The following is an 18,714-nucleotide window of genomic DNA, read 5'->3' as shown; positions in this document are numbered from 1 at the left end:
GATTATCTTGCGCGATGCAATGCATCGTAGGCCGGATAAGACGCGCCCGCGTCGTCATCCGGCAGCGTGAGCGGCCTCAATGATGGCGTCATTCAGCGCCGTCAGCCCCTGACTGCGTGATGCACTGAGCTGCGTGCGCAAACCCAGTTCATCAAATAATTCCAGCGGCGAGTGGGCCAGCAGTTCCGCCGCCGTTTTGCCTTCTGCGGCAGTCAGCAAGACGGCCAGCAAACCGCGCACAATGCGACCTTCGCTGTCGCCGAAAAAGTGCAATGTTCCCGCTTTGGAGCGCGTATATCCCAGCCAGACGCGGTTTTCGCAACCGGCGATTTCTTTGGCCTGCGCTTTGAGATCGTCGGGCAGTGGCGGAAGTTGTTTTCCGAGCAGGATCAACTGACGATATTTGTCTTCCCACTGGTTCAACGGGAGAAAAATAGTGCGCAGGGTGTCTTCAGTTACGGTCGTGCCGAACGGGTGTCCGGCAAATATTGGGTTAGTCATTAATCCACCAGTATTTCCAGCGCACGATCAACGGCGTTGACCAGCGCATCCACATCACTCTTTGTATTATACGGCGCAAATGAGGCGCGTAGCGTACCCGAGACGCCCAGTTCAGCCAGCAACGGCTGCGCGCAGTGCTGACCGGCACGTAGCGCGATGCCATATTCCGCCAGCAGGGTGACCATATCGCTATGGTGAACGCCTGCAAAATCAAAGGCCAGCAGACTGGAATCCTGGCAGCGAAACGAACGGAACCCAGGACGCTTAGCCAGCGCCTCTTCCGCGAGCGTAGCCAGCCCGCGGCTCCAGCTTTCCGCCTGCGCGATGTCAATATCGGCCAGCCATTCAAGCGCCGCACTCAGGCCAATCACTCCTGCGACGTTGGGAGTTCCCGCTTCCAGCTTCCACGGGACTGCCTGGGTAGTAAAGCCTTCGAAACTGACTTCGTTGATCATCTTACCGCCACCGAGCCAGGGGGACATGGCCTCCAGTAACTCCGGTTTGCCGTAAAGCACGCCGATGCCGGTTGGGCCGTACAGCTTATGGCCAGAGAAAGCGTAAAAATCGATATCGAGGGCGGTCACGTCTGCGGGGAAATGCACTGCGCCTTGCGCGCCGTCCACCATCACTACCATACCTGCCGCATGGGCGAGCGTTATGGCGCGGGCTAAGTCCGGGCAGCCGCCGGTCACGTTCGACATCTGCCCCAGGGCGAGAATTCGGCTGCGCGGGGTGATGACCGCCGGCAGACGTTCGACATCAGGCAGGCGCTGTGCATTGAGCGGCAGCTTGACCACTTTCGCTCCGGTCTGCTCCGCAACCATCAGCCACGGCACCAGATTCGCATGGTGTTCCGCGACACTGACGATGATCTCATCGCCCGGTTGCAGACGAGGACGGGCATAGCTCTGCGCCACCATATTGATGGCCTCTGTGGTGCCTCGGGTCCAGACGATCGTTTTGTCATCCGACGCATTCAGCATGTGAGCCACTTTCTCTCTGGCGGCTTCATAGCGTGCCGTCAGGCGCTGGGCTTGCGCAAACTGGCTGCGATGAACGTTTCCTGCGCTCAGGGTATAAAACTGCTGGGTGGCTTCAATAACGGCCTGTGGCTTAAGGGCCGTCGCGGCGCTATCGAGATAGACGCCCGCGTCGGCTAATGCGGGAAATTGCGCGCGGAACGGCGCGGGATTGAAAGCGTTCATGACATTCCTCAGTTCGGTTTGTCGATCGTGGCGCAATTTTGGCAGTGATTCAAGGATTGCTTAACTATAAGAATCTTCTGGATAACCTGGCGAAATCAGACCAGTGTCTTATGCTGAATAATGTTAGGCAAATCTTTTTGCCTGTTACGGAGTACGTTTTTAATAGCATAAACAGCTTTAAGGAGAAGAAGATGAAAAAGACTGCCGCAATTATTTCCGCATGTATGCTGACTTTTGCCCTGAGCGCCTGTTCCGGTCCGAACTACGTGATGCACACCAATGATGGACGCAGCATCGTTTCGGACGGTAAACCGAAGACGGATGATGATACCGGGATGATTTCGTATAAGGACGCTAACGGCAACAAACAGCAGATCAACCGAACTGATGTGAAAGAGATGGTCGCGCTGGAAGACTAATCTGCAGGTGACGGGTAAAAAAAAGCACCGCAAATTGGCGGTGCTACATTAATCACTATGGACAGACAGGGTAAATGTACAGGAAGTGAAAAAGGGTAGCGTTGCTACCGTGGTCTGAATCGCAGACCAATTGCAAACACAACAACACAACATCACAACCGTAAGCCAAAAGCCCACCAGAACACGCATTCCAATAAGACTTTTCGTTCCGGCTCAGGAAGTGCCGCCACTATAGGTATTTGCTGGTAGTTCCTCAACGGACAAATTATAATGGCTCAGATAAAAAAAACTAATAGGTTACATGTTGTAATCTAATTGTTAAATTCTTTTAACATCAAAGTCTAAAAGCCATGTCAAAACGACTCCCACCTCTGAACGCATTACGTGTTTTTGATGCCGCCGCACGGCATCTTAGCTTCACCCGCGCAGCAGAAGAGCTTTTTGTGACGCAGGCCGCAGTAAGTCACCAAATCAAGTCACTTGAGGATTTCTTAGGGCTAAAGCTGTTTCGCCGACGCAACCGTTCTCTTCTTCTGACCGAAGAAGGACAAAGTTACTTCCTCGACATCAAAGAGATTTTTTCGCAATTAACGGATGCGACGCGTAAACTTCAGGCGCGGAGTGCAAAGGGGGCGCTGACGGTCAGTTTATTGCCCAGTTTTGCGATTCACTGGCTGGTGCCCCGACTCTCTAGCTTTAACTCAGCTTATCCGGGAATTGACGTCAGGATCCAGGCGGTGGACCGTCAGGAAGATAAACTGGCGGACGATGTCGACGTGGCGATTTTTTATGGTCGCGGCAACTGGCCGGGACTGCGCGTCGAAAAATTGTACGCAGAATATCTGCTGCCGGTGTGCTCGCCGTTGTTGCTGACAGGTGATAAAGCACTGAAGTCGCCCGCAGATTTAGCCACGCATACCTTATTGCACGATGCTTCGCGTCGTGACTGGCAAACCTATACGCGACAACTGGGACTAAATCATATCAACGTCCAGCAGGGGCCCATCTTTAGTCATAGTGCGATGGTGTTGCAGGCTGCTATCCACGGGCAGGGCGTTGCGCTGGCGAATAACGTGATGGCGCAGTCAGAAATTGAAGCGGGTCGGCTCGTCTGTCCGTTTAATGATGTTCTGGTCAGTAAAAACGCTTTTTATCTGGTTTGTCATGACAGTCAGGCAGAACTGGGTAAAATAGCCGCCTTCCGTCAATGGATACTGGCGAAAGCGGCCACGGAACAAGAGAAATTCCGCTTTCGTTACGAACAATAACTTACGTAGGGTATGACCATGACCAGCCGTTTTATGCTGATTTTTGCCGCTATCAGTGGCTTTATTTATGTCGCTCTGGGTGCTTTCGGTGCGCATGTCCTGAGCAAAACCCTCGGTGTGGTTGAAATGAGCTGGATCCAGACCGGCCTGCAATATCAGGCGTTCCATACGCTGGCTATCTTCGGACTGGCGGTGGCGATGCAACGCCGGATCAGCATCTGGTTTTACTGGAGTAGCGTTTTCCTCGCGTTAGGCACGGTGCTGTTTAGCGGCAGCCTGTATTGCCTGGCGTTGTCTCATCTTCGCCTGTGGGCGTTTGTTACCCCTGTCGGTGGCGTCAGCTTCCTGGCAGGTTGGGTGCTGATGCTAATCGGCGCCATCCGTTTGAAGCGTAAGGGCGTAGTTCATGAATAAGATTGTGTTGTTGTGTCGCCCGGGCTTTGAAAAAGAGTGTGCCGCCGAAATTACCGATAAAGCAGGGCGTCGTGAATGCTTCGGTTTTGCTCGCGTCAAAGAGAATGCGGGCTATGTCATCTATGAGTGCTATCAGGCCGAAGACGCCGAAAAAATTATCAGCGAGCTGCCGTTCAGTTCTCTGATTTTTGCCCGTCAGTGGTTTGTGGTCGGCGAGTTACTCCAGCACTTGCCGCCAGAAGATCGCATTACGCCGATAGTGGGTATGTTACAGGGCGTGGTGGAGAAGGGCGGCGATTTGCGCGTTGAAGTGGCGGACACGAACGAAAGCAAAGAGCTGATGAAGTTCTGCCGCAAATTTACGGTGCCGCTGCGCGCCGCGCTGCGCGACGCTGGAATTCTGACAAATTATGAGACGCCGAAGCGCCCGGTGGTGCACGTCTTCTTTATCGCGCCTGGCTGCTGTTATACCGGTTATTCCTTTGCCAGTAACAATTCGCCGTACTATATGGGTATCCCGCGCCTGAAGTTCCCGGCCGACGCGCCCAGCCGCTCAACGCTTAAGCTGGAAGAAGCGCTGCACGTGTTTATTCCGCAAGATGAGTGGGACGAGCGTCTGGCAAACGGGATGTACGCGGTGGATTTAGGGGCCTGCCCTGGAGGCTGGACCTACCAACTGGTTAAACGCAACATGTGGGTGTATTCGGTCGATAACGGCCCGATGGCGCAAAGCCTGATGGATACCGGACAGGTCACCTGGCTGCGCGAAGATGGCTTTAAGTATCGTCCGAATCGTAACAACATCTCGTGGATGGTGTGCGATATGGTCGAAAAACCGGCGAAAGTGGCGGCGCTGATGGCGCAGTGGCTGGTCAATGGCTGGTGTCGGGAAACCATTTTTAACCTCAAGTTGCCGATGAAAAAACGCTACGAAGAGGTCTCGCAGAACCTTGCCTATATTCAGGCGCAGCTTGACGAACACGGCGTAAATGCGCAGATTCAGGCGCGTCAGTTGTATCACGACCGTGAAGAAGTGACGGTGCACGTCCGTCGCCTGTGGGCTGCGGTCGGCGGGCGCCGCGACGAGCGTTAACGCGTCAGGCGCAGTTGTTGCAAGTTACCATCAAGATGCAAATCGGTTTGTAAGCGCGCGATATCGCGGCACAAGAATGCCATCTCCCGATGTGTTTCCAGCTTCTTGCGCCACTTTTCCGGCACGGCATCCAGATGTGCGTAAAGCCCTTCCAGCGTCTGAAACTGTACCAATAGTTGAGTGGCGCTCTTCGGGCCGATGCCCGCAACGCCCGGCACTTTCGAACTGCTTATCCCCGCCAGTCCCCAGTAATCAGGTAGTTGCTGGGGCTGTACGCCAAACTCTTTTTCAATGAACGGCGCATCCAGCCAGCGTTTCTGAAAGTAATCACGAATGCGTAACGTCGGGGAGAGCAACTGGCAGTAGCCCTTATCTGTCGACACGATCGTCGCCTGATGGCCCGCCTGGGCGACTTTTACCGCCAGCGTCGCGGCCAGATCATCGGCTTCATTACCACTCGATACCCAACACGCGACGCCTCGCTGCTCGAAGGCCGCACGCAGGGCGGGCATCTCATGATGCAGTTCATCAGGCATTGGCGGACGACCGGCTTTGTAGTCCGGAAGGCGTTGATGACGCCAGCCACTGCTACGCGCCTCATCATCAAACACCGCCACAGCGTGGGTGGGCTGGCTGTGGACAATCAACTGATCAAGCGCGTGCAGGCAGGTTTCCCCACAGGGAGAACCCTGAACGGCGTGGATCCGGCGAATTAAATTGAGCGCGTCGACGATAAGCAGATGGATAGCCACGGTGTTCTCCCTTACAAATCAGCGTGTAGGGTAACATTCGGAACAAAAGGAGGCTATTGCAGGAGGCTAAAACGAGAAGAGGCCTCGCAAAATGAGGCCTCTGTGCGCACGATTAATCGCAGGTAACAATCTTCATGGCCAGGCCACCGCGAGAGGTTTCGCGGTACTTGGCGTTCATGTCTTTACCGGTCTCGTACATGGTTTCGATCACTTTATCGAGGCAGACACGTGGCTCGCTGGTGCGTCGTAGCGCCATTCGCGCAGCGTTAACCGCCTTCACGGAGGCTATCGCGTTACGCTCGATGCATGGCACCTGAACCTGGCCCGCTACCGGGTCGCAGGTCAGACCGAGGTTATGCTCCATGCCGATTTCCGCCGCGATACAAACCTGCGTCGGGCTCCCGCCCAACAATTCCGCCAGACCTGCCGCCGCCATTGAACAAGCCACACCGACTTCCCCCTGACAGCCTACTTCCGCTCCGGAAATAGAGGCGTTCATCTTGTACAGCGAGCCAATCGCACTGGCGACCAGCATGTAGCGCGCCAGCGAGTTGGCGTTCACTTCGCGGATGAATTTGTCGTAATAGGCCAGCACTGCCGGAACAATACCGCACGCACCGTTGGTCGGCGCGGTGACCACACGTCCACCAGCGGCGTTCTCTTCGTTCACCGCCAGCGCGAACATGTTGATCCAGTCAACTACCGCCATCGGGTCGGTCGTGGTTTTGTCGCTGCTCACCAGCATACGACGCAGCGCTGCCGCACGGCGCGGTACGCGCAATTTTCCTGGCAGGACGCCCTCGGTGGTGATGCCGCGTTCAATGCCGCTGCGCATGACCTCCCAGACGTTAGCAAAGTGCTGTTCCAGCTCTTCTTTGCTGTGCAACGCCAGCTCGTTTTGCATCATCAGGCCAGACAGGGACAGCCCGGTCTCCTGGCAATGTTTTTGCAGATCAGCAGCCGATTTATACGGATACGGGACGTTCACCGGCGCACTGTTCGGCAAACCGAAATGTTCTTCATCGACGATGAAACCGCCGCCAATGGAATAGTAAGTCTGGCTGTAGAGGACCTTATCGCCCGCCAGCGCGGTAATGCGCATCCCGTTCTCGTGCAGGGACAGGTTATCGGCATGGAAATTCATGCACTTATCTACCGGGAACTCGACCTCATGCTGACCGTTTGCCAGCAGCAGGCGCCCGTGGGTGTTTACATCCTGGATGAAGCCGGGGATAGCATCGATGTCGACCGTATCCGGCAGATTCCCTGCCAGACCCATGATAATCGCGATATCGGTGTGGTGGCCTTTACCCGTCAGGGACAGCGAGCCATACACATCAACGACAACGCGGGTGACATCGGTCAGAATGTGGCGGGCAATCAGATCGTCCGTGAATTGTTTGCCGGCTTTCATCGGCCCGACGGTATGTGAACTGGACGGGCCAATGCCGATTTTGAAAATATCGAATACGCTAATCATAGGGCATCCATAGCGGTTAAATCAGGAAGGAAGCGCCGCCCGAAAGCGGCGCTAAATAACTTAGCTGAACAGAGAGTAGAAAATCGCGGAGATTGCAATCAGACCCATCACAACAACGAACACGTTGCTGATATGGCCGCTGTATTTACGCATTGCCGGTACTTTCTGAATAGCGTACATCGGCATCAGGAACAGGATCATCGCGATGATTGGACCACCCAGGGTTTCAATCATACCGAGGATGCTCGGGTTCAGCGTGGCGACAATCCAGGTCGTCACCAGCATGAACAGCGCTGTGATGCGGTTCAGTTTGTTGATTTCGATGCTTTTGCCTTTACCACGCAGAGATTTAATCACCATCCCGTTAAAGCCTTCACGTGCACCCAGATAGTGGCCGAGGAAGGATTTGGTGATAGCAATCATCGCGATGATCGGTGCCATCCAGGCGATGATCGGCGCGTTAAAGTGGTTTGCCAGGTAAGACAGAATCGAGATGTTCTGCTCTTTCGCTGCTGCCAGATCTGCTGGCGTCAGGCTCAGTACGCAGCTGAAGACGAAGAACATGACCGTCAGCACCATCATGATGTGTGCGAAGGCCAGAATCTTCGAGCATTTTTTCTCTGCCGCATCGCCGTACTCTTCACGCTTCGCCACCGCGAAGGAAGAGATAATCGGAGAGTGGTTGAACGAGAATACCATCACCGGAATCGCCAGCCACAGAGTCATCCACAGACCGTTGCCGGTCGTAGCCGCAGAGTCAAAGGATAAGGTTTCCAGCGCTGCACCGCTCCACTGTGGGATCAGATACAGAGCCAGCAGCATCAGCGCGGCAACAAACGGGAATACCAGGATGCTCATCGCCTTGACGATCATCTGCTCACCGAAGCGAACAATAGTCATCATCCCGACAATCAGGATCAGCGACAGGATCGCACGCGGCGGTGGGGTAATGGCTAACTGGTGAGTCAGGAAGCTCTCAACCGTGTTGGTAATCGCGACGCTATAAACCAACAGAATTGGGTAAATCGCGAAGAAGTACAGCAGAGTAATCAGTTTACCCGCGCCGATACCAAAATGCTCTTCAACGACTTCGGTGATGTCTTCGCCTGGGTTTTTGCCGGACAGCACGAAGCGAGTCAGACCACGGTGGGCGAAGAAGGTCATCGGGAAGGCGATAATTGCCATGATGATAAGCGGGATCATACCGCCGACACCTGCGTTGATTGGCAGGAATAATACGCCTGCGCCAATAGCCGTGCCATAAAGGCCCAGCATCCACATGGTATCGGTCTTGCGCCATGCGCTTCGTGTTTCAGTCGAAGCAATAGTGCTGGTTTGGGTGGTTTCCATCTGGTTCTCCTGGAGGAAGCTAAAAATCAGGAAAAAATTCCTGACCGTAATACGAAATTCTTGCAATGACGATTTTTATATAATTTTTAACCGTAATAATTTGCGGGCGGAAAGATACATTTAACTAATGAATCTATCAGTGATCGGGATCTCAAATGCAATAATCCACTTTTAAACCGGATAAAATTGGATCATTAGTCTGTTAAAAAAACATCAAAGCGAATTTACACGCGCGAAGGCTAACATTAACAACATATAGCCTGAAAGGAATCTCGGGAAGTTACGGAGCTTACGCGGTAAAAAGAACCGTTTTTAGTTGTTTATGATGTCTAAGTGAAATTTAGGCTGATAAAACGCGGTTGCATTAGAAGGGTAATCGTTTGCGTTGAAATGTTTTTTGTATGATGTATTAGCTAACTTTATAAAACGTCACCCCTATCTCGTTGGTATACATAAAAAAACCGGGAGGCCATCAGGCGCTCCCGGCGGGCTATGCGCTTTGCGCGTCAGGCGCAGATTTCGTAACAGGGGATATAGGCAGTGCCAGGCAGCTTCATACGGTGCTGTGCGACAAAACCTTGTAGGAGATCGTCCATACGACGCATCATTTCACTGTCGCCGTGGATTTTGTATGGGCCAAACTCTTCAATGGCGCGGATACCCACTTCCTTAACGTTACCCGCCACAATGCCAGAGAAGGCGCGACGCAGGTCGGCCGCCAGCACTTCTACCGGCTGATCCGGATAAAGCTTCAGGTTAGCCATGTTTTCGTGTGACGGTTCAAACGGCATTTGCAGGTCTGGCGTAATGCGGATCGACCAGTTAAAGCTATAGGCGTCTCCGGTATCACGACGATTTTCTTTCACCAGCGGCATCGCTTTTTTCATTAAGCGTGCGACTTCCGCCGCATCATCAATGATAATGCGGTAATGCTGGCGCGCGGCTTCGCCCAGCGTATGGACAATGAACTCATCCAGCACGCGGAAGTAGTCGGCGCTCTCTTTCGGGCCGGTGAGGATGAGCGGCAGAACCTGATCTTTGTTCGCCGGGTTCATCAGAATACCCAGCAGATACAATAACTCTTCTGCGGTTCCCACGCCGCCCGGGAAAATGATAATGCCGTGGGCGATACGCACGAAAGCTTCCAGACGTTTTTCGATGTCCGGCATAATGATCAGTTCGTTGACCAACGGGTTCGGTGGCTCAGCGGCGATGATCGACGGCTCGGTCATCCCAATAAAACGGCTGTCTTTATAACGCTGTTGCGCATGGCCTACCGCGGCGCCTTTCATCGGCGCTTCCATCGCACCCGGCCCACAGCCGGTGCAAATGTTCAGCTCGCGCAGACCTAACTGTGTCCCGACGCGGCGGGCATACAGATATTCGTTTTCATTAATCGAGTGACCGCCCCAGCAGACCACCATGTTTGGCGCTTCGCCGACGTGCAGCGCTCTGGCATTACGCAAAATAGAGAACACCAGGTTAGTAATGTGCACGGAGCTTTCGAGATCCAGATGCTGGAAACGACCCGCGTTATGAATCTGACCGTTAACAAACAGAATGTCGCGCAGCACGGCAAACAGGTTCGCCTGCAGCGCGCGGATGATACGGCCATCGACGAATGCATCTTCTGGCGGATTGATCAGTTCCAGCTTCACGCCGCGTTCGCGACGCAACACGTTGATATCGAAACTTTCAAAGCGGGACAGCAGCTCTTTGCTGTTGTCAGTCAGACTGCCGGAGTTTAAAACGGCAAGCGAACAGTTACGAAACAGTTGATACAGGTCACTGCTGGCCGTGCGTTTAAGCATATCGACTTCCAGCTGCGACAACATGTCCATAGAGCCAAGCGGGCTAATATGTGTAATCAAGTAAACTCCTTATGGGACGCAAAACGTCATTCCCTGTGGCTAACAATAGCCCTGGCTTATGACCTTTCACAACCTTGCGCGTGGAATCCACTCCGCAAAATGGTGAAATAATTCACTGTCGAACTAATCTGCCGGTGGACGGAGTGAAGTCGGTATTGCTACGCCATGGATTAATATCCAGCCCACCGCGACGGGTGTAACGCGCGTAAACGCTCAGTTTTTCAGGCTGGCAGAAGCGTAGCAGGTCATTGAAGATGCGCTCCACGCACTGCTCGTGGAACTCATTATGATGGCGAAAAGAGACCAGATAACGAAGCAGCTTCTCCCTGTCTATTTTACGTCCCCGATACTGAATTTGTATGGAACCCCAGTCCGGCTGATGGGTGATCAGGCAGTTTGATTTCAACAGATGGCTCACCAGCGTCTCTTCAACCACTTTTTCTGCGCTGGCGGCGGATTGCAGATAATCGGTAGTGAACTGGTAGTTATCAATGTCAATGTCCTGATCATCAATGCAGGTGCCGTGAAAATGCGCGACGGGTTGTCCTTCCAGTTCGTCGAGACGGTACAGCGCAACGGTCACATTCCCTTTTGCACAGGCGCGAAGATCCTTTTCCAGCGTCTGTTGTACCGCTTCCCAGGAGTCAAACCGCGTCTGGTTGAAGCTGTTCAGGTACAGCTTAAAGCTTTTGGATTCAATCAGATTGACGCTGGTGTAATCCAGCTCCACATGACCGACCGCCACCTGGGGTAATCCTTTGGCATTCAGCCATGACAGCTCATACAGCGTCCAGATATCAGCGCCATGAAACGGTAAGTTCTCTGCGTTGAGTCCCAGCGGGTCGCGATTCAGACTACGGGGTACGCCCTGTAGCAGGCTGGGGTCATAAATATCCCGGTAATCCGTTGATTTACCGAGCGTCAGGCCATCGAGCGCCTGATGGTTTTCATAAGAAGACATGTTTCACCGTCATAAACCAGATACACTATGTGCCAAGTGTATCCTGGCTTTTATGAAGAGAGAAACCGGTGGACGAACAGACAGCTTTGGCCCTGAAGGATTTTACGACACGTTACTGTGAAGCATGGCAGGCAACAAACGACAGTTGGCCGATGAGCGAAGAGCTGTATGGCGTGCCTTCTCCTTGTATTATTGCGAGTACCCGTGATGCCGTTTACTGGCAACCGCAGCCGTTCGAAGGTGAACAGAATGTAAACGCGGTTGAACGTGCCTTCGATATTGTGATACAACCTGCACTTCACGCGTTTTATACCACGCAGTTTGCCGGGGATATGCACGCGCAGTTTGGCAGCGAAACGCTGACGCTGTTGCAGACCTGGAGCGCGGATGATTTCAGACGTGTTCAGGAGAACCTGATTGGTCATCTGGTGACGCAGAAACGTTTGAAACTGTCGCCGACACTCTTTATTGCCACGCAGGACAATGAACTTGAGGTCATTTCGCTCTGCAATCTGTCGGGAGAAGTGATTAAAGAAACGCTGGGAACCCGTAATCGTTCTGTTCTCGCCCCTTCTCTTGCGGATTTCCTCACACAACTTAAGCCTCTTCTGTAATCCATTTCCCCCGTAAATATGTGAGAGATCTCTTACAGGCTCTGTAGGAGATCGCCAGGTAATTAATGAAGATATTAAGAAGTATAAATAAGTTATATTCTAATAAATCATCGAGTTAATGATTCACTGTCAACTTTCATATGAAATTTTCCTTAAGGCATTGTCTGTAAGCGTCTTGTAAGACGGCGTGAAAAAGGCGATTCTATGTACGTCGACAGGGAGTCGCACAACGAAGTGAACATCAGGATGATGGCACTTTGTCAGGACACACCAGGATGGTGTTACAGGGAAAGGCTTCAGGATGAAGCAAAGAGGAAAACGCAGGAGTGCGTTAAAGGACACCTCCAGGAAGGAGAACGAGAGCCGGTCAGGATAGTCGGTGGGTCAGGATGGCCAGGACACTTCAGGATGAAGTAATCACATCGGGGTGGTGTGAGCAGGATGCAAAATGTTCAGGATGAACAACAGGTCGCAAGACCACAGGAAAAGTTGTCACGGATGAGCAGGGAGCACTAAAAGTAGCTGGAATGCTGCGAAACGAACCGGGAGCACTGTTTTTACAGTGCTCCCTTTTTTTGTTTCTTTTTTTACTGGTGGTATTCTTCGCGCCAGATTTTTCATCATTGAGGTGACTTTCATGACGACTCATGACCGTGTGCGTCAGCAGCTACACGCACTTGAAGCGCTGCTACGTGAGCATCAACACTGGCGGATGGATGAACCCGAAGCCCACCTGTTTACCAGTACCCAACCGTTTTGTATGGATACGATGGAGCCAGTTGAGTGGCTGCAGTGGGTTTTGATCCCCCGTATGCATGCGTTACTGGACAGCGCCCAGCCGCTGCCGACGGCGTTCGCCGTCGCACCCTATTATGAAATGGCGCTTACCGCCGATCATCCGCAGCGCGAAGTCCTGTTGGAGGCGTTGCAGGCGCTGGATGCGCTTTTCGCGCAAGATAAATCCTGATGCTGGAGATTCTGTATCAGGATGAATGGCTGGTTGCGGTCAACAAACCCTCCGGTTGGCTGGTGCACCGCAGTTGGCTGGATCGCGACGAAAAAGTGGTGGTGATGCAAACCGTGCGTGACCAGATCGGTCAGCATGTGTTTACCGCGCATCGTCTCGACAGACCGACCTCCGGTGTGTTGCTGATGGGCTTATCCAGCGAAGCCGGGCGCCGCCTCGCGCAGCAGTTCGAGCAACATGAGATCCATAAACGCTATCATGCGATTGTCCGCGGATGGCTTATGGAGGAAGCGGTACTGGATTATCCGCTGGTGGAAGAACTGGATAAAATCGCCGATAAGTTTGCCCGTGAAAACAAAGACCCACAGCCTGCACTCACCCATTATCGCGGCCTCGCCACCGTTGAAATGCCGGTGGCGACCGGGCGTTATTCGACGACACGTTACGGACTGGTGGAACTGGATCCGCAAACGGGGCGCAAACATCAGCTCAGACGCCATCTGGCGCACCTGCGCCATCCAATTCTTGGCGACAGCAAACATGGTGATTTGCGGCAGAACCGCAGCGCGGCAGAACATTTTGGCTGCAACCGACTGATGCTGCATGCCAGCCAGCTTTCGCTGACGCATCCGTTTACCGGTGAACCGTTGACGATCCATGCGGGACTGGACGCTGTCTGGATGCAGGCATTATCACAGTTTGGCTGGCAAGGACTTCTCCCTGAGAATGAAAGGGTTGAGTTAAGCGAGCCAGCAGGTCAGGATGAAGAGATACGTTCTTTCTCCAGGGAGTAAGTAAGCATGGCGGAAATTGGGATTTTTGTCGGGACAATGTATGGTAACGCGCTGCTGGTAGCCGAAGAAGCCGAAGCGATCCTGACGGCGCAAGGGCACAAAGCGACTGTTTATGAAGATCCTGAACTGGCGGACTGGCAGGAATATCAGGACAAAATCGTGCTGGTGGTTACCTCCACGACCGGACAGGGCGATTTACCGGACAGCATTGTGCCGCTGTATCAGGGGATCAAAGACCAACTGGGTTTCCAGCCCAATCTGCGTTACGGCGTGATTGCGTTGGGCGACAGCAGCTATGTCAATTTCTGCAACGGCGGTAAACAGTTTGATGCCCTGTTACAGGAGCAAAGTGCACAGCGCGTGGGGGAAATGTTGCTGATTGATGCCAGTGAGCACCCTGAACCCGAAAGCGAATCCAATCCCTGGGTTGAAAACTGGGGCACACTCTTACCCTGAGAGTTATCCCTCCCCCTACCGGGAGGGGCTCCCAAATGGTGCCAGGCACGGGAACAACCTGACGCTATTCTACCCAATACTGAATCGAGTTAGCCTCGGGCAAACGCCCCTAAAAACCCTCAATACAGAAGGGTTTTTAGGGGCGTTTTCATAGGGTCAAGCGACCTGTTTCACACTCCTGCCTTTTCCACGTAAGCCCCACGCGATTTCCGTTGTAGGTTTTCATTTCCGTGAAGTCGCTTCCATCGTCCTGGGCTTTTGCCATAAACATAAGTGATACGTCACCTAAATGTTGGGTTCTTGCACGGTGAGCAAGAACCGGGTGCTTTTTATACTTCTCCTGCCAGTTATAAAAAATGCAGTTAGTAAGGCGAACGACCTAATAAAAGCTGCAATAAAAAACACGAAACGTCACCTCTGATCCCCTACCAGTTGTGCTGTTCAGAGTGAGCGTGACTAACGCGAAAATTCAGGAGTGCAACAATGAGTTCATTAAGTCAGGCTGCGAGCGGTGCGGAAAAACGCACCAATGCCCGCTACTGGATAGTGGTGATGTTGTTTATCGTCACCTCCTTCAACTATGGCGACCGCGCCACCTTGTCCATTGCCGGTTCGGAAATGGCCAAAGACATTGGTCTGGATCCGGTTGGCATGGGTTACGTTTTCTCTGCGTTCTCATGGGCCTACGTTATCGGGCAGATCCCGGGCGGCTGGCTGCTGGACCGTTTTGGTTCCAAACGCGTTTACTTCTGGTCGATCTTTATCTGGTCGATGTTTACCTTGTTACAAGGCTTCGTCGATATCTTCAGCGGCTTCGGCATCATCGTTGCGCTGTTTACCCTGCGCTTCCTTGTCGGTCTGGCGGAGGCACCGTCATTCCCTGGCAACAGCCGCATCGTCGCGGCCTGGTTCCCGGCGCAGGAGAGGGGAACGGCAGTGGCTATCTTTAACTCCGCGCAGTACTTCGCCACTGTTATTTTCGCCCCAATCATGGGCTGGCTGACGCACGAAGTGGGTTGGTCGCATGTGTTCTTCTTTATGGGCGGCCTCGGGATCGTCATCAGCTTTATCTGGTTGAAAGTGATCCACGAGCCCAACCAGCATCCGGGTGTGAACAAGAAAGAACTGGAATACATTGCAGAAGGCGGTGCGCTGATCAACATGGATCAGAAAGACACCAAAGCCAAAGTGCCGCTCAGCGTGAAATGGGGACAGGTCAAGCAGTTGCTGGGCTCCCGCATGATGATTGGCGTGTATATCGGACAGTACTGCATTAACGCGTTGACCTACTTCTTTATCACCTGGTTCCCGGTTTATCTGGTGCAGGCGCGCGGTATGTCGATCCTGAAAGCGGGCTTTGTGGCCTCGGTTCCTGCGGTGTGCGGATTTATCGGTGGGGTGCTGGGCGGCATTATCTCCGACTGGCTGATGCGTCGGACCGGCTCACTGAACATTGCGCGTAAAACGCCTATCGTGATGGGGATGTTGCTGTCGATGGTGATGGTGTTCTGTAACTACGTCAACGTTGAGTGGATGATTATCGGTTTCATGGCGCTGGCATTCTTTGGTAAGGGTATCGGTGCCCTGGGCTGGGCGGTGATGGCTGATACAGCGCCGAAGGAGATCAGCGGTCTGAGCGGCGGTCTGTTCAACATGTTCGGCAACATCTCTGGCATCGTGACACCCATTGCCATTGGCTACATCGTTGGCACGACCGGCTCCTTCAACGGTGCGCTGATTTATGTGGGCGTGCATGCGTTGATCGCGGTACTGAGCTACCTGGTGCTGGTGGGTGATATTAAACGTATCGAACTGAAACCGGTCGCAGGACAACTATCATGACGACACAATCCAGCCCCGTTATCACGGACATGAAGGTCATTCCGGTCGCCGGACATGACAGTATGCTCCTCAACATTGGCGGCGCACATAATGCGTACTTTACCCGCAATATCGTGGTGCTGACCGATAACGCCGGCAACACCGGCGTCGGTGAAGCGCCAGGCGGAGAGGTTATCTACCAGACGCTGGTTGATGCTATTCCGATGGTGCTCGGTCAGGAAGTGGCCCGGCTGAATAAAGTGGTCCAGTTGGTCCACAAAGGCAATCAGGCCGCTGACTTTGATACTTTTGGCAAAGGCGCATGGACATTCGAACTGCGCGTCAACGCGGTGGCCGCACTGGAAGCTGCCCTGCTGGATCTGCTGGGCAAAGCGCTCAACGTGCCGGTTTGCGAACTGTTAGGACCCGGCAAGCAGCGTGATGCGGTCACAGTGCTTGGTTATCTTTTCTACGTGGGCGACAGGACCAAAACCGATCTGCCTTATCTGGAGACCACGCCGGGCAATCACGACTGGTATCACCTGCGCCATCAGGAAGCGCTCAACAGCGATGCCGTGGTGCGTCTGGCGGAAGCTTCGCAGGATCGCTACGGTTTTAAAGATTTCAAACTCAAAGGCGGCGTGCTGCCAGGCGAGCAAGAGATTGAAACCGCCCGCGCGCTGAAAAAACGTTTCCCGGATGCGCGTATTACCGTTGATCCCAACGGCGCCTGGTTGCTTGATGAGGCTATCGCACTGTGTAAGGGCCTGAATGATGTGCTCACCTATGCAGAAGATCCGTGTGGCGCAGAGCAGGGATTCTCGGGTCGCGAAGTGATGGCGGAATTTCGCCGCGCCACCGGTTTGCCGGTGGCGACGAACATGATTGCCACTAACTGGCGCGAAATGGGCCACGCGGTAATGCTGAATGCCGTCGATATCCCGCTTGCCGATCCGCATTTCTGGACGCTTTCCGGTGCGGTACGTGTGGCACAGTTGTGCGACGACTGGGGACTGACCTGGGGCTGCCACTCTAACAACCACTTTGATATTTCACTGGCGATGTTTACCCACGTCGGCGCCGCTGCGCCAGGTAATCCGACCGCCATCGACACCCACTGGATCTGGCAGGAGGGCGACTGCCGTCTGACGAAAAATCCGCTTGAGATTAAAAACGGAAAAATTGCCGTTCCCGATGCGCCTGGGTTGGGCGTTGAGCTGGACTGGGATCACGTGCAGAAAGCGCATGAAGCTTACAAAAAACTGCCAGGCGGCGCGCGAAATGACGCAGGTCCGATGCAGTACCTGATCCCCGGCTGGACTTTTGACCGTAAACGTCCCGTTTTCGGCCGTCACTGATTTGTATAAGGACTGAACAATGAACGCACAATTTACCACTCCCGTTGTTACGGCAATGCAGGTTATCCCGGTTGCGGGCCACGACAGTATGCTGATGAACCTGAGCGGCGCTCACGCTCCGTTCTTCACGCGAAATATCGTGATCATTAAAGATAATTCAGGTCATACCGGCGTCGGTGAAATCCCCGGCGGCGAAAAAATCCGTAAGACGCTGGAAGACGCGATCCCACTGGTGGTGGGTAAACCGCTTGGTGAGTACAAAAACGTGCTGAATGCGGTACGTAATACCTTTGCCGATCGAGATGCTGGTGGCCGCGGCCTGCAAACGTTCGACCTGCGTACCACCATCCACGTGGTCACCGGGATTGAAGCCGCGCTGCTGGATCTGCTGGGGCAGCATCTGGGCGTTAACGTGGCGTCTTTGCTGGGTGACGGTCAACAGCGTAGCGAAGTAGAAATGCTCGGTTATCTGTTCTTCGTCGGGAATCGCAAGGCCACCCCGCTGCCGTATCAGAGCCAACCGGATGAGCAATGTGACTGGTATCGTCTGCGTCATGAAGAAGCGATGACCCCTGATGCGGTCGTCCGTCTGGCGGAAGCGGCGTATGAAAAATACGGTTTCAACGACTTCAAACTGAAAGGCGGCGTGCTGGCTGGGGAAGAAGAGGCGGAATCCATTGTGGCGCTGGCAAAGCGCTTCCCGCAGGCGCGCGTTACGCTGGATCCCAACGGTGCATGGTCACTGAATGAAGCGATCAACATCGGTAAGTACCTGAAAGGAACGCTGGCCTACGCGGAAGATCCGTGCGGTGCGGAACAAGGTTTCTCGGGCCGCGAGGTGATGGCGGAGTTCCGTCGCGCTACCGGTCTGCCGACGGCAACAAACATGATTGCAACCGACTGGCGTCAGATGGGCCATACGTTGTCATTGCAGTCGGTGGATATCCCGCTGGCGGACCCGCACTTCTGGACGATGCAGGGTTCCGTGCGTGTGGCGCAGATGTGCCATGAATTCGGTCTGACCTGGGGTTCTCACTCCAACAACCACTTTGACGTTTCACTGGCGATGTTTACTCATGTGGCCGCGGCGGCACCGGGCAAAATAACAGCGATCGATACCCACTGGATCTGGCAGGAAGGCAACCAGCGCCTGACTAAAGAGCCGTTTGAAATTAAAGGCGGTATGGTGCAGGTACCGGCGAAACCGGGTCTGGGTGTTGAACTGGATATGGACCAGGTGATGAAAGCCCACGAGTTGTATCAGAAACACGGGCTGGGCGCACGCGATGACGCGATGGGGATGCAGTATCTGATCCCGAACTGGACGTTCGATAACAAGCGTCCATGCATGGTTCGTTGAGACAGACGCCGGTCCCAAAAGGACCGGTTA

18 protein-coding genes are annotated in these 18,714 nt (G+C 53.7%); 11 read left to right on the top strand and 7 right to left on the bottom strand.

Going from position 1 to position 18,714, the window contains the following annotated elements:
• Positions 1–54: 54 nt before the first annotated feature.
• Positions 55–501 carry a cysteine desulfurase sulfur acceptor subunit CsdE gene (gene csdE, locus QNN88_RS08745; protein ID WP_414239879.1) on the bottom strand — a complete coding sequence of 149 codons (447 nt, stop codon included), beginning with the start codon at positions 499–501 and terminating at the stop codon, positions 55–57.
• Positions 501–1,706 (bottom strand): cysteine desulfurase CsdA, encoded by a 1,206-nt coding sequence (gene csdA / locus QNN88_RS08740; protein ID WP_414239878.1) that lies wholly within the window; start codon positions 1,704–1,706, stop codon positions 501–503. Before csdA ends, csdE begins: the two co-directional genes overlap by 1 nt.
• 191 nt (positions 1,707–1,897) lie before the next feature.
• Here csdA and QNN88_RS08735 point away from each other — a divergent pair, with 191 nt between their 5' ends.
• The 4 genes from QNN88_RS08735 (at position 1,898) to rlmM (ending at position 4,900) form a co-directional block, all read left to right on the top strand.
• Entirely contained in the window at positions 1,898–2,125 is a 228-nt protein-coding gene (locus tag QNN88_RS08735; RefSeq protein ID WP_414239877.1) for a YgdI/YgdR family lipoprotein, read from the top strand.
• 350 nt (positions 2,126–2,475) lie between these two features.
• Complete coding sequence (gene gcvA / locus QNN88_RS08730; RefSeq protein ID WP_414239876.1) at positions 2,476–3,393, top strand: glycine cleavage system transcriptional regulator GcvA; 918 nt, start codon at positions 2,476–2,478, stop codon at positions 3,391–3,393.
• 18 nt (positions 3,394–3,411) lie between these two features.
• Entirely contained in the window at positions 3,412–3,807 is a 396-nt protein-coding gene (locus QNN88_RS08725; RefSeq protein WP_042322457.1) for a DUF423 domain-containing protein, read from the top strand.
• Complete coding sequence (gene rlmM, locus QNN88_RS08720; RefSeq protein ID WP_414239875.1) at positions 3,800–4,900, top strand: 23S rRNA (cytidine(2498)-2'-O)-methyltransferase RlmM; 1,101 nt, start codon at positions 3,800–3,802, stop codon at positions 4,898–4,900. The genes QNN88_RS08725 and rlmM overlap by 8 nt, the downstream gene beginning before the upstream one ends.
• Here the strand turns inward: rlmM and xni are convergent.
• The 5 genes from xni to queF form a co-directional block, all read right to left on the bottom strand.
• Positions 4,897–5,652, bottom strand: a complete 756-nt coding sequence (xni, locus tag QNN88_RS08715) for a flap endonuclease Xni (protein ID WP_414239874.1) — start codon at positions 5,650–5,652, stop codon at positions 4,897–4,899. The two genes, rlmM and xni, sit on opposite strands and share 4 nt — an antisense overlap.
• Positions 5,653–5,764: 112 nt before the next feature.
• Positions 5,765–7,132, bottom strand: coding sequence for an L-serine ammonia-lyase II (gene sdaB, locus QNN88_RS08710; RefSeq protein ID WP_414239873.1), 1,368 nt, complete (start codon positions 7,130–7,132; stop codon positions 5,765–5,767).
• A 60-nt stretch (positions 7,133–7,192) separates the two neighbouring features.
• Complete coding sequence (gene sdaC, locus QNN88_RS08705; RefSeq protein WP_414239872.1) at positions 7,193–8,482, bottom strand: HAAAP family serine/threonine permease SdaC; 1,290 nt, start codon at positions 8,480–8,482, stop codon at positions 7,193–7,195.
• Positions 8,483–8,988: 506 nt separating this feature from the next.
• Complete coding sequence (gene ppnN / locus QNN88_RS08700; protein ID WP_414239871.1) at positions 8,989–10,353, bottom strand: nucleotide 5'-monophosphate nucleosidase PpnN; 1,365 nt, start codon at positions 10,351–10,353, stop codon at positions 8,989–8,991.
• Between the two features lie 112 nt (positions 10,354–10,465).
• Complete coding sequence (gene queF, locus QNN88_RS08695) at positions 10,466–11,314, bottom strand: NADPH-dependent 7-cyano-7-deazaguanine reductase QueF (RefSeq protein ID WP_414239870.1); 849 nt, start codon at positions 11,312–11,314, stop codon at positions 10,466–10,468.
• A gap of 68 nt (positions 11,315–11,382) precedes the next feature.
• Between queF and syd the strand changes: the two genes are divergently transcribed.
• The 7 genes from syd (at position 11,383) to gudD (ending at position 18,684) form a co-directional block, all read left to right on the top strand.
• Complete coding sequence (syd, locus tag QNN88_RS08690) at positions 11,383–11,928, top strand: SecY-interacting protein (protein ID WP_414239869.1); 546 nt, start codon at positions 11,383–11,385, stop codon at positions 11,926–11,928.
• A gap of 637 nt (positions 11,929–12,565) precedes the next feature.
• Entirely contained in the window at positions 12,566–12,895 is a 330-nt protein-coding gene (locus tag QNN88_RS08685; protein WP_414239868.1) for a YqcC family protein, read from the top strand.
• Complete coding sequence (gene truC / locus QNN88_RS08680) at positions 12,895–13,689, top strand: tRNA pseudouridine(65) synthase TruC (protein ID WP_414239867.1); 795 nt, start codon at positions 12,895–12,897, stop codon at positions 13,687–13,689. Before QNN88_RS08685 ends, truC begins: the two co-directional genes overlap by 1 nt.
• Positions 13,690–13,695: 6 nt before the next feature.
• Complete coding sequence (locus tag QNN88_RS08675; protein WP_414239866.1) at positions 13,696–14,145, top strand: flavodoxin; 450 nt, start codon at positions 13,696–13,698, stop codon at positions 14,143–14,145.
• A gap of 483 nt (positions 14,146–14,628) precedes the next feature.
• The gene (gene gudP, locus QNN88_RS08670; RefSeq protein ID WP_042999509.1) at positions 14,629–15,987 is read left to right on the top strand and encodes a galactarate/glucarate/glycerate transporter GudP; all 1,359 of its coding nucleotides are present in this window, start codon (positions 14,629–14,631) and stop codon (positions 15,985–15,987) included.
• Positions 15,984–17,324: an enolase C-terminal domain-like protein gene (locus tag QNN88_RS08665; RefSeq protein ID WP_414239865.1), complete on the top strand. Its 1,341-nt coding sequence runs from the start codon at positions 15,984–15,986 to the stop codon at positions 17,322–17,324. The genes gudP and QNN88_RS08665 overlap by 4 nt, the downstream gene beginning before the upstream one ends.
• Before the next feature lie 19 nt (positions 17,325–17,343).
• Positions 17,344–18,684, top strand: coding sequence for a glucarate dehydratase (gene gudD / locus QNN88_RS08660; protein WP_414239864.1), 1,341 nt, complete (start codon positions 17,344–17,346; stop codon positions 18,682–18,684).
• Positions 18,685–18,714 lie beyond the last annotated feature (30 nt).

Source organism: Citrobacter sp. ANG330, from assembly GCF_047467925.1.
Lineage (GTDB): Bacteria > Pseudomonadota > Gammaproteobacteria > Enterobacterales > Enterobacteriaceae > Citrobacter_A > Citrobacter_A amalonaticus_G.
Note: the sequence above shows the minus strand (reverse complement) of the source record. Positions and strands in the feature narration are given on the sequence as shown.

Excerpts from the sequence above, each read along its gene's own strand:
- QNN88_RS08665 (WP_414239865.1), top strand. The coding sequence starts at position 15,984 with ATGACGACACAATCCAGCCCCGTTATCACGGACATGAAGGTCATTCCG.
- sdaB (WP_414239873.1), bottom strand. The coding sequence starts at position 7,132 with ATGATTAGCGTATTCGATATTTTCAAAATCGGCATTGGCCCGTCCAGT.
- csdE (WP_414239879.1), bottom strand. The coding sequence starts at position 501 with ATGACTAACCCAATATTTGCCGGACACCCGTTCGGCACGACCGTAACT.
- QNN88_RS08685 (WP_414239868.1), top strand. The coding sequence starts at position 12,566 with ATGACGACTCATGACCGTGTGCGTCAGCAGCTACACGCACTTGAAGCG.
- rlmM (WP_414239875.1), top strand. The coding sequence starts at position 3,800 with ATGAATAAGATTGTGTTGTTGTGTCGCCCGGGCTTTGAAAAAGAGTGT.
- gudP (WP_042999509.1), top strand. The coding sequence starts at position 14,629 with ATGAGTTCATTAAGTCAGGCTGCGAGCGGTGCGGAAAAACGCACCAAT.
- gudD (WP_414239864.1), top strand. The coding sequence starts at position 17,344 with ATGAACGCACAATTTACCACTCCCGTTGTTACGGCAATGCAGGTTATC.
- sdaC (WP_414239872.1), bottom strand. The coding sequence starts at position 8,482 with ATGGAAACCACCCAAACCAGCACTATTGCTTCGACTGAAACACGAAGC.
- csdA (WP_414239878.1), bottom strand. The coding sequence starts at position 1,706 with ATGAACGCTTTCAATCCCGCGCCGTTCCGCGCGCAATTTCCCGCATTA.
- truC (WP_414239867.1), top strand. The coding sequence starts at position 12,895 with ATGCTGGAGATTCTGTATCAGGATGAATGGCTGGTTGCGGTCAACAAA.
- queF (WP_414239870.1), bottom strand. The coding sequence starts at position 11,314 with ATGTCTTCTTATGAAAACCATCAGGCGCTCGATGGCCTGACGCTCGGT.
- QNN88_RS08735 (WP_414239877.1), top strand. The coding sequence starts at position 1,898 with ATGAAAAAGACTGCCGCAATTATTTCCGCATGTATGCTGACTTTTGCC.
- gcvA (WP_414239876.1), top strand. The coding sequence starts at position 2,476 with ATGTCAAAACGACTCCCACCTCTGAACGCATTACGTGTTTTTGATGCC.
- QNN88_RS08675 (WP_414239866.1), top strand. The coding sequence starts at position 13,696 with ATGGCGGAAATTGGGATTTTTGTCGGGACAATGTATGGTAACGCGCTG.
- QNN88_RS08725 (WP_042322457.1), top strand. The coding sequence starts at position 3,412 with ATGACCAGCCGTTTTATGCTGATTTTTGCCGCTATCAGTGGCTTTATT.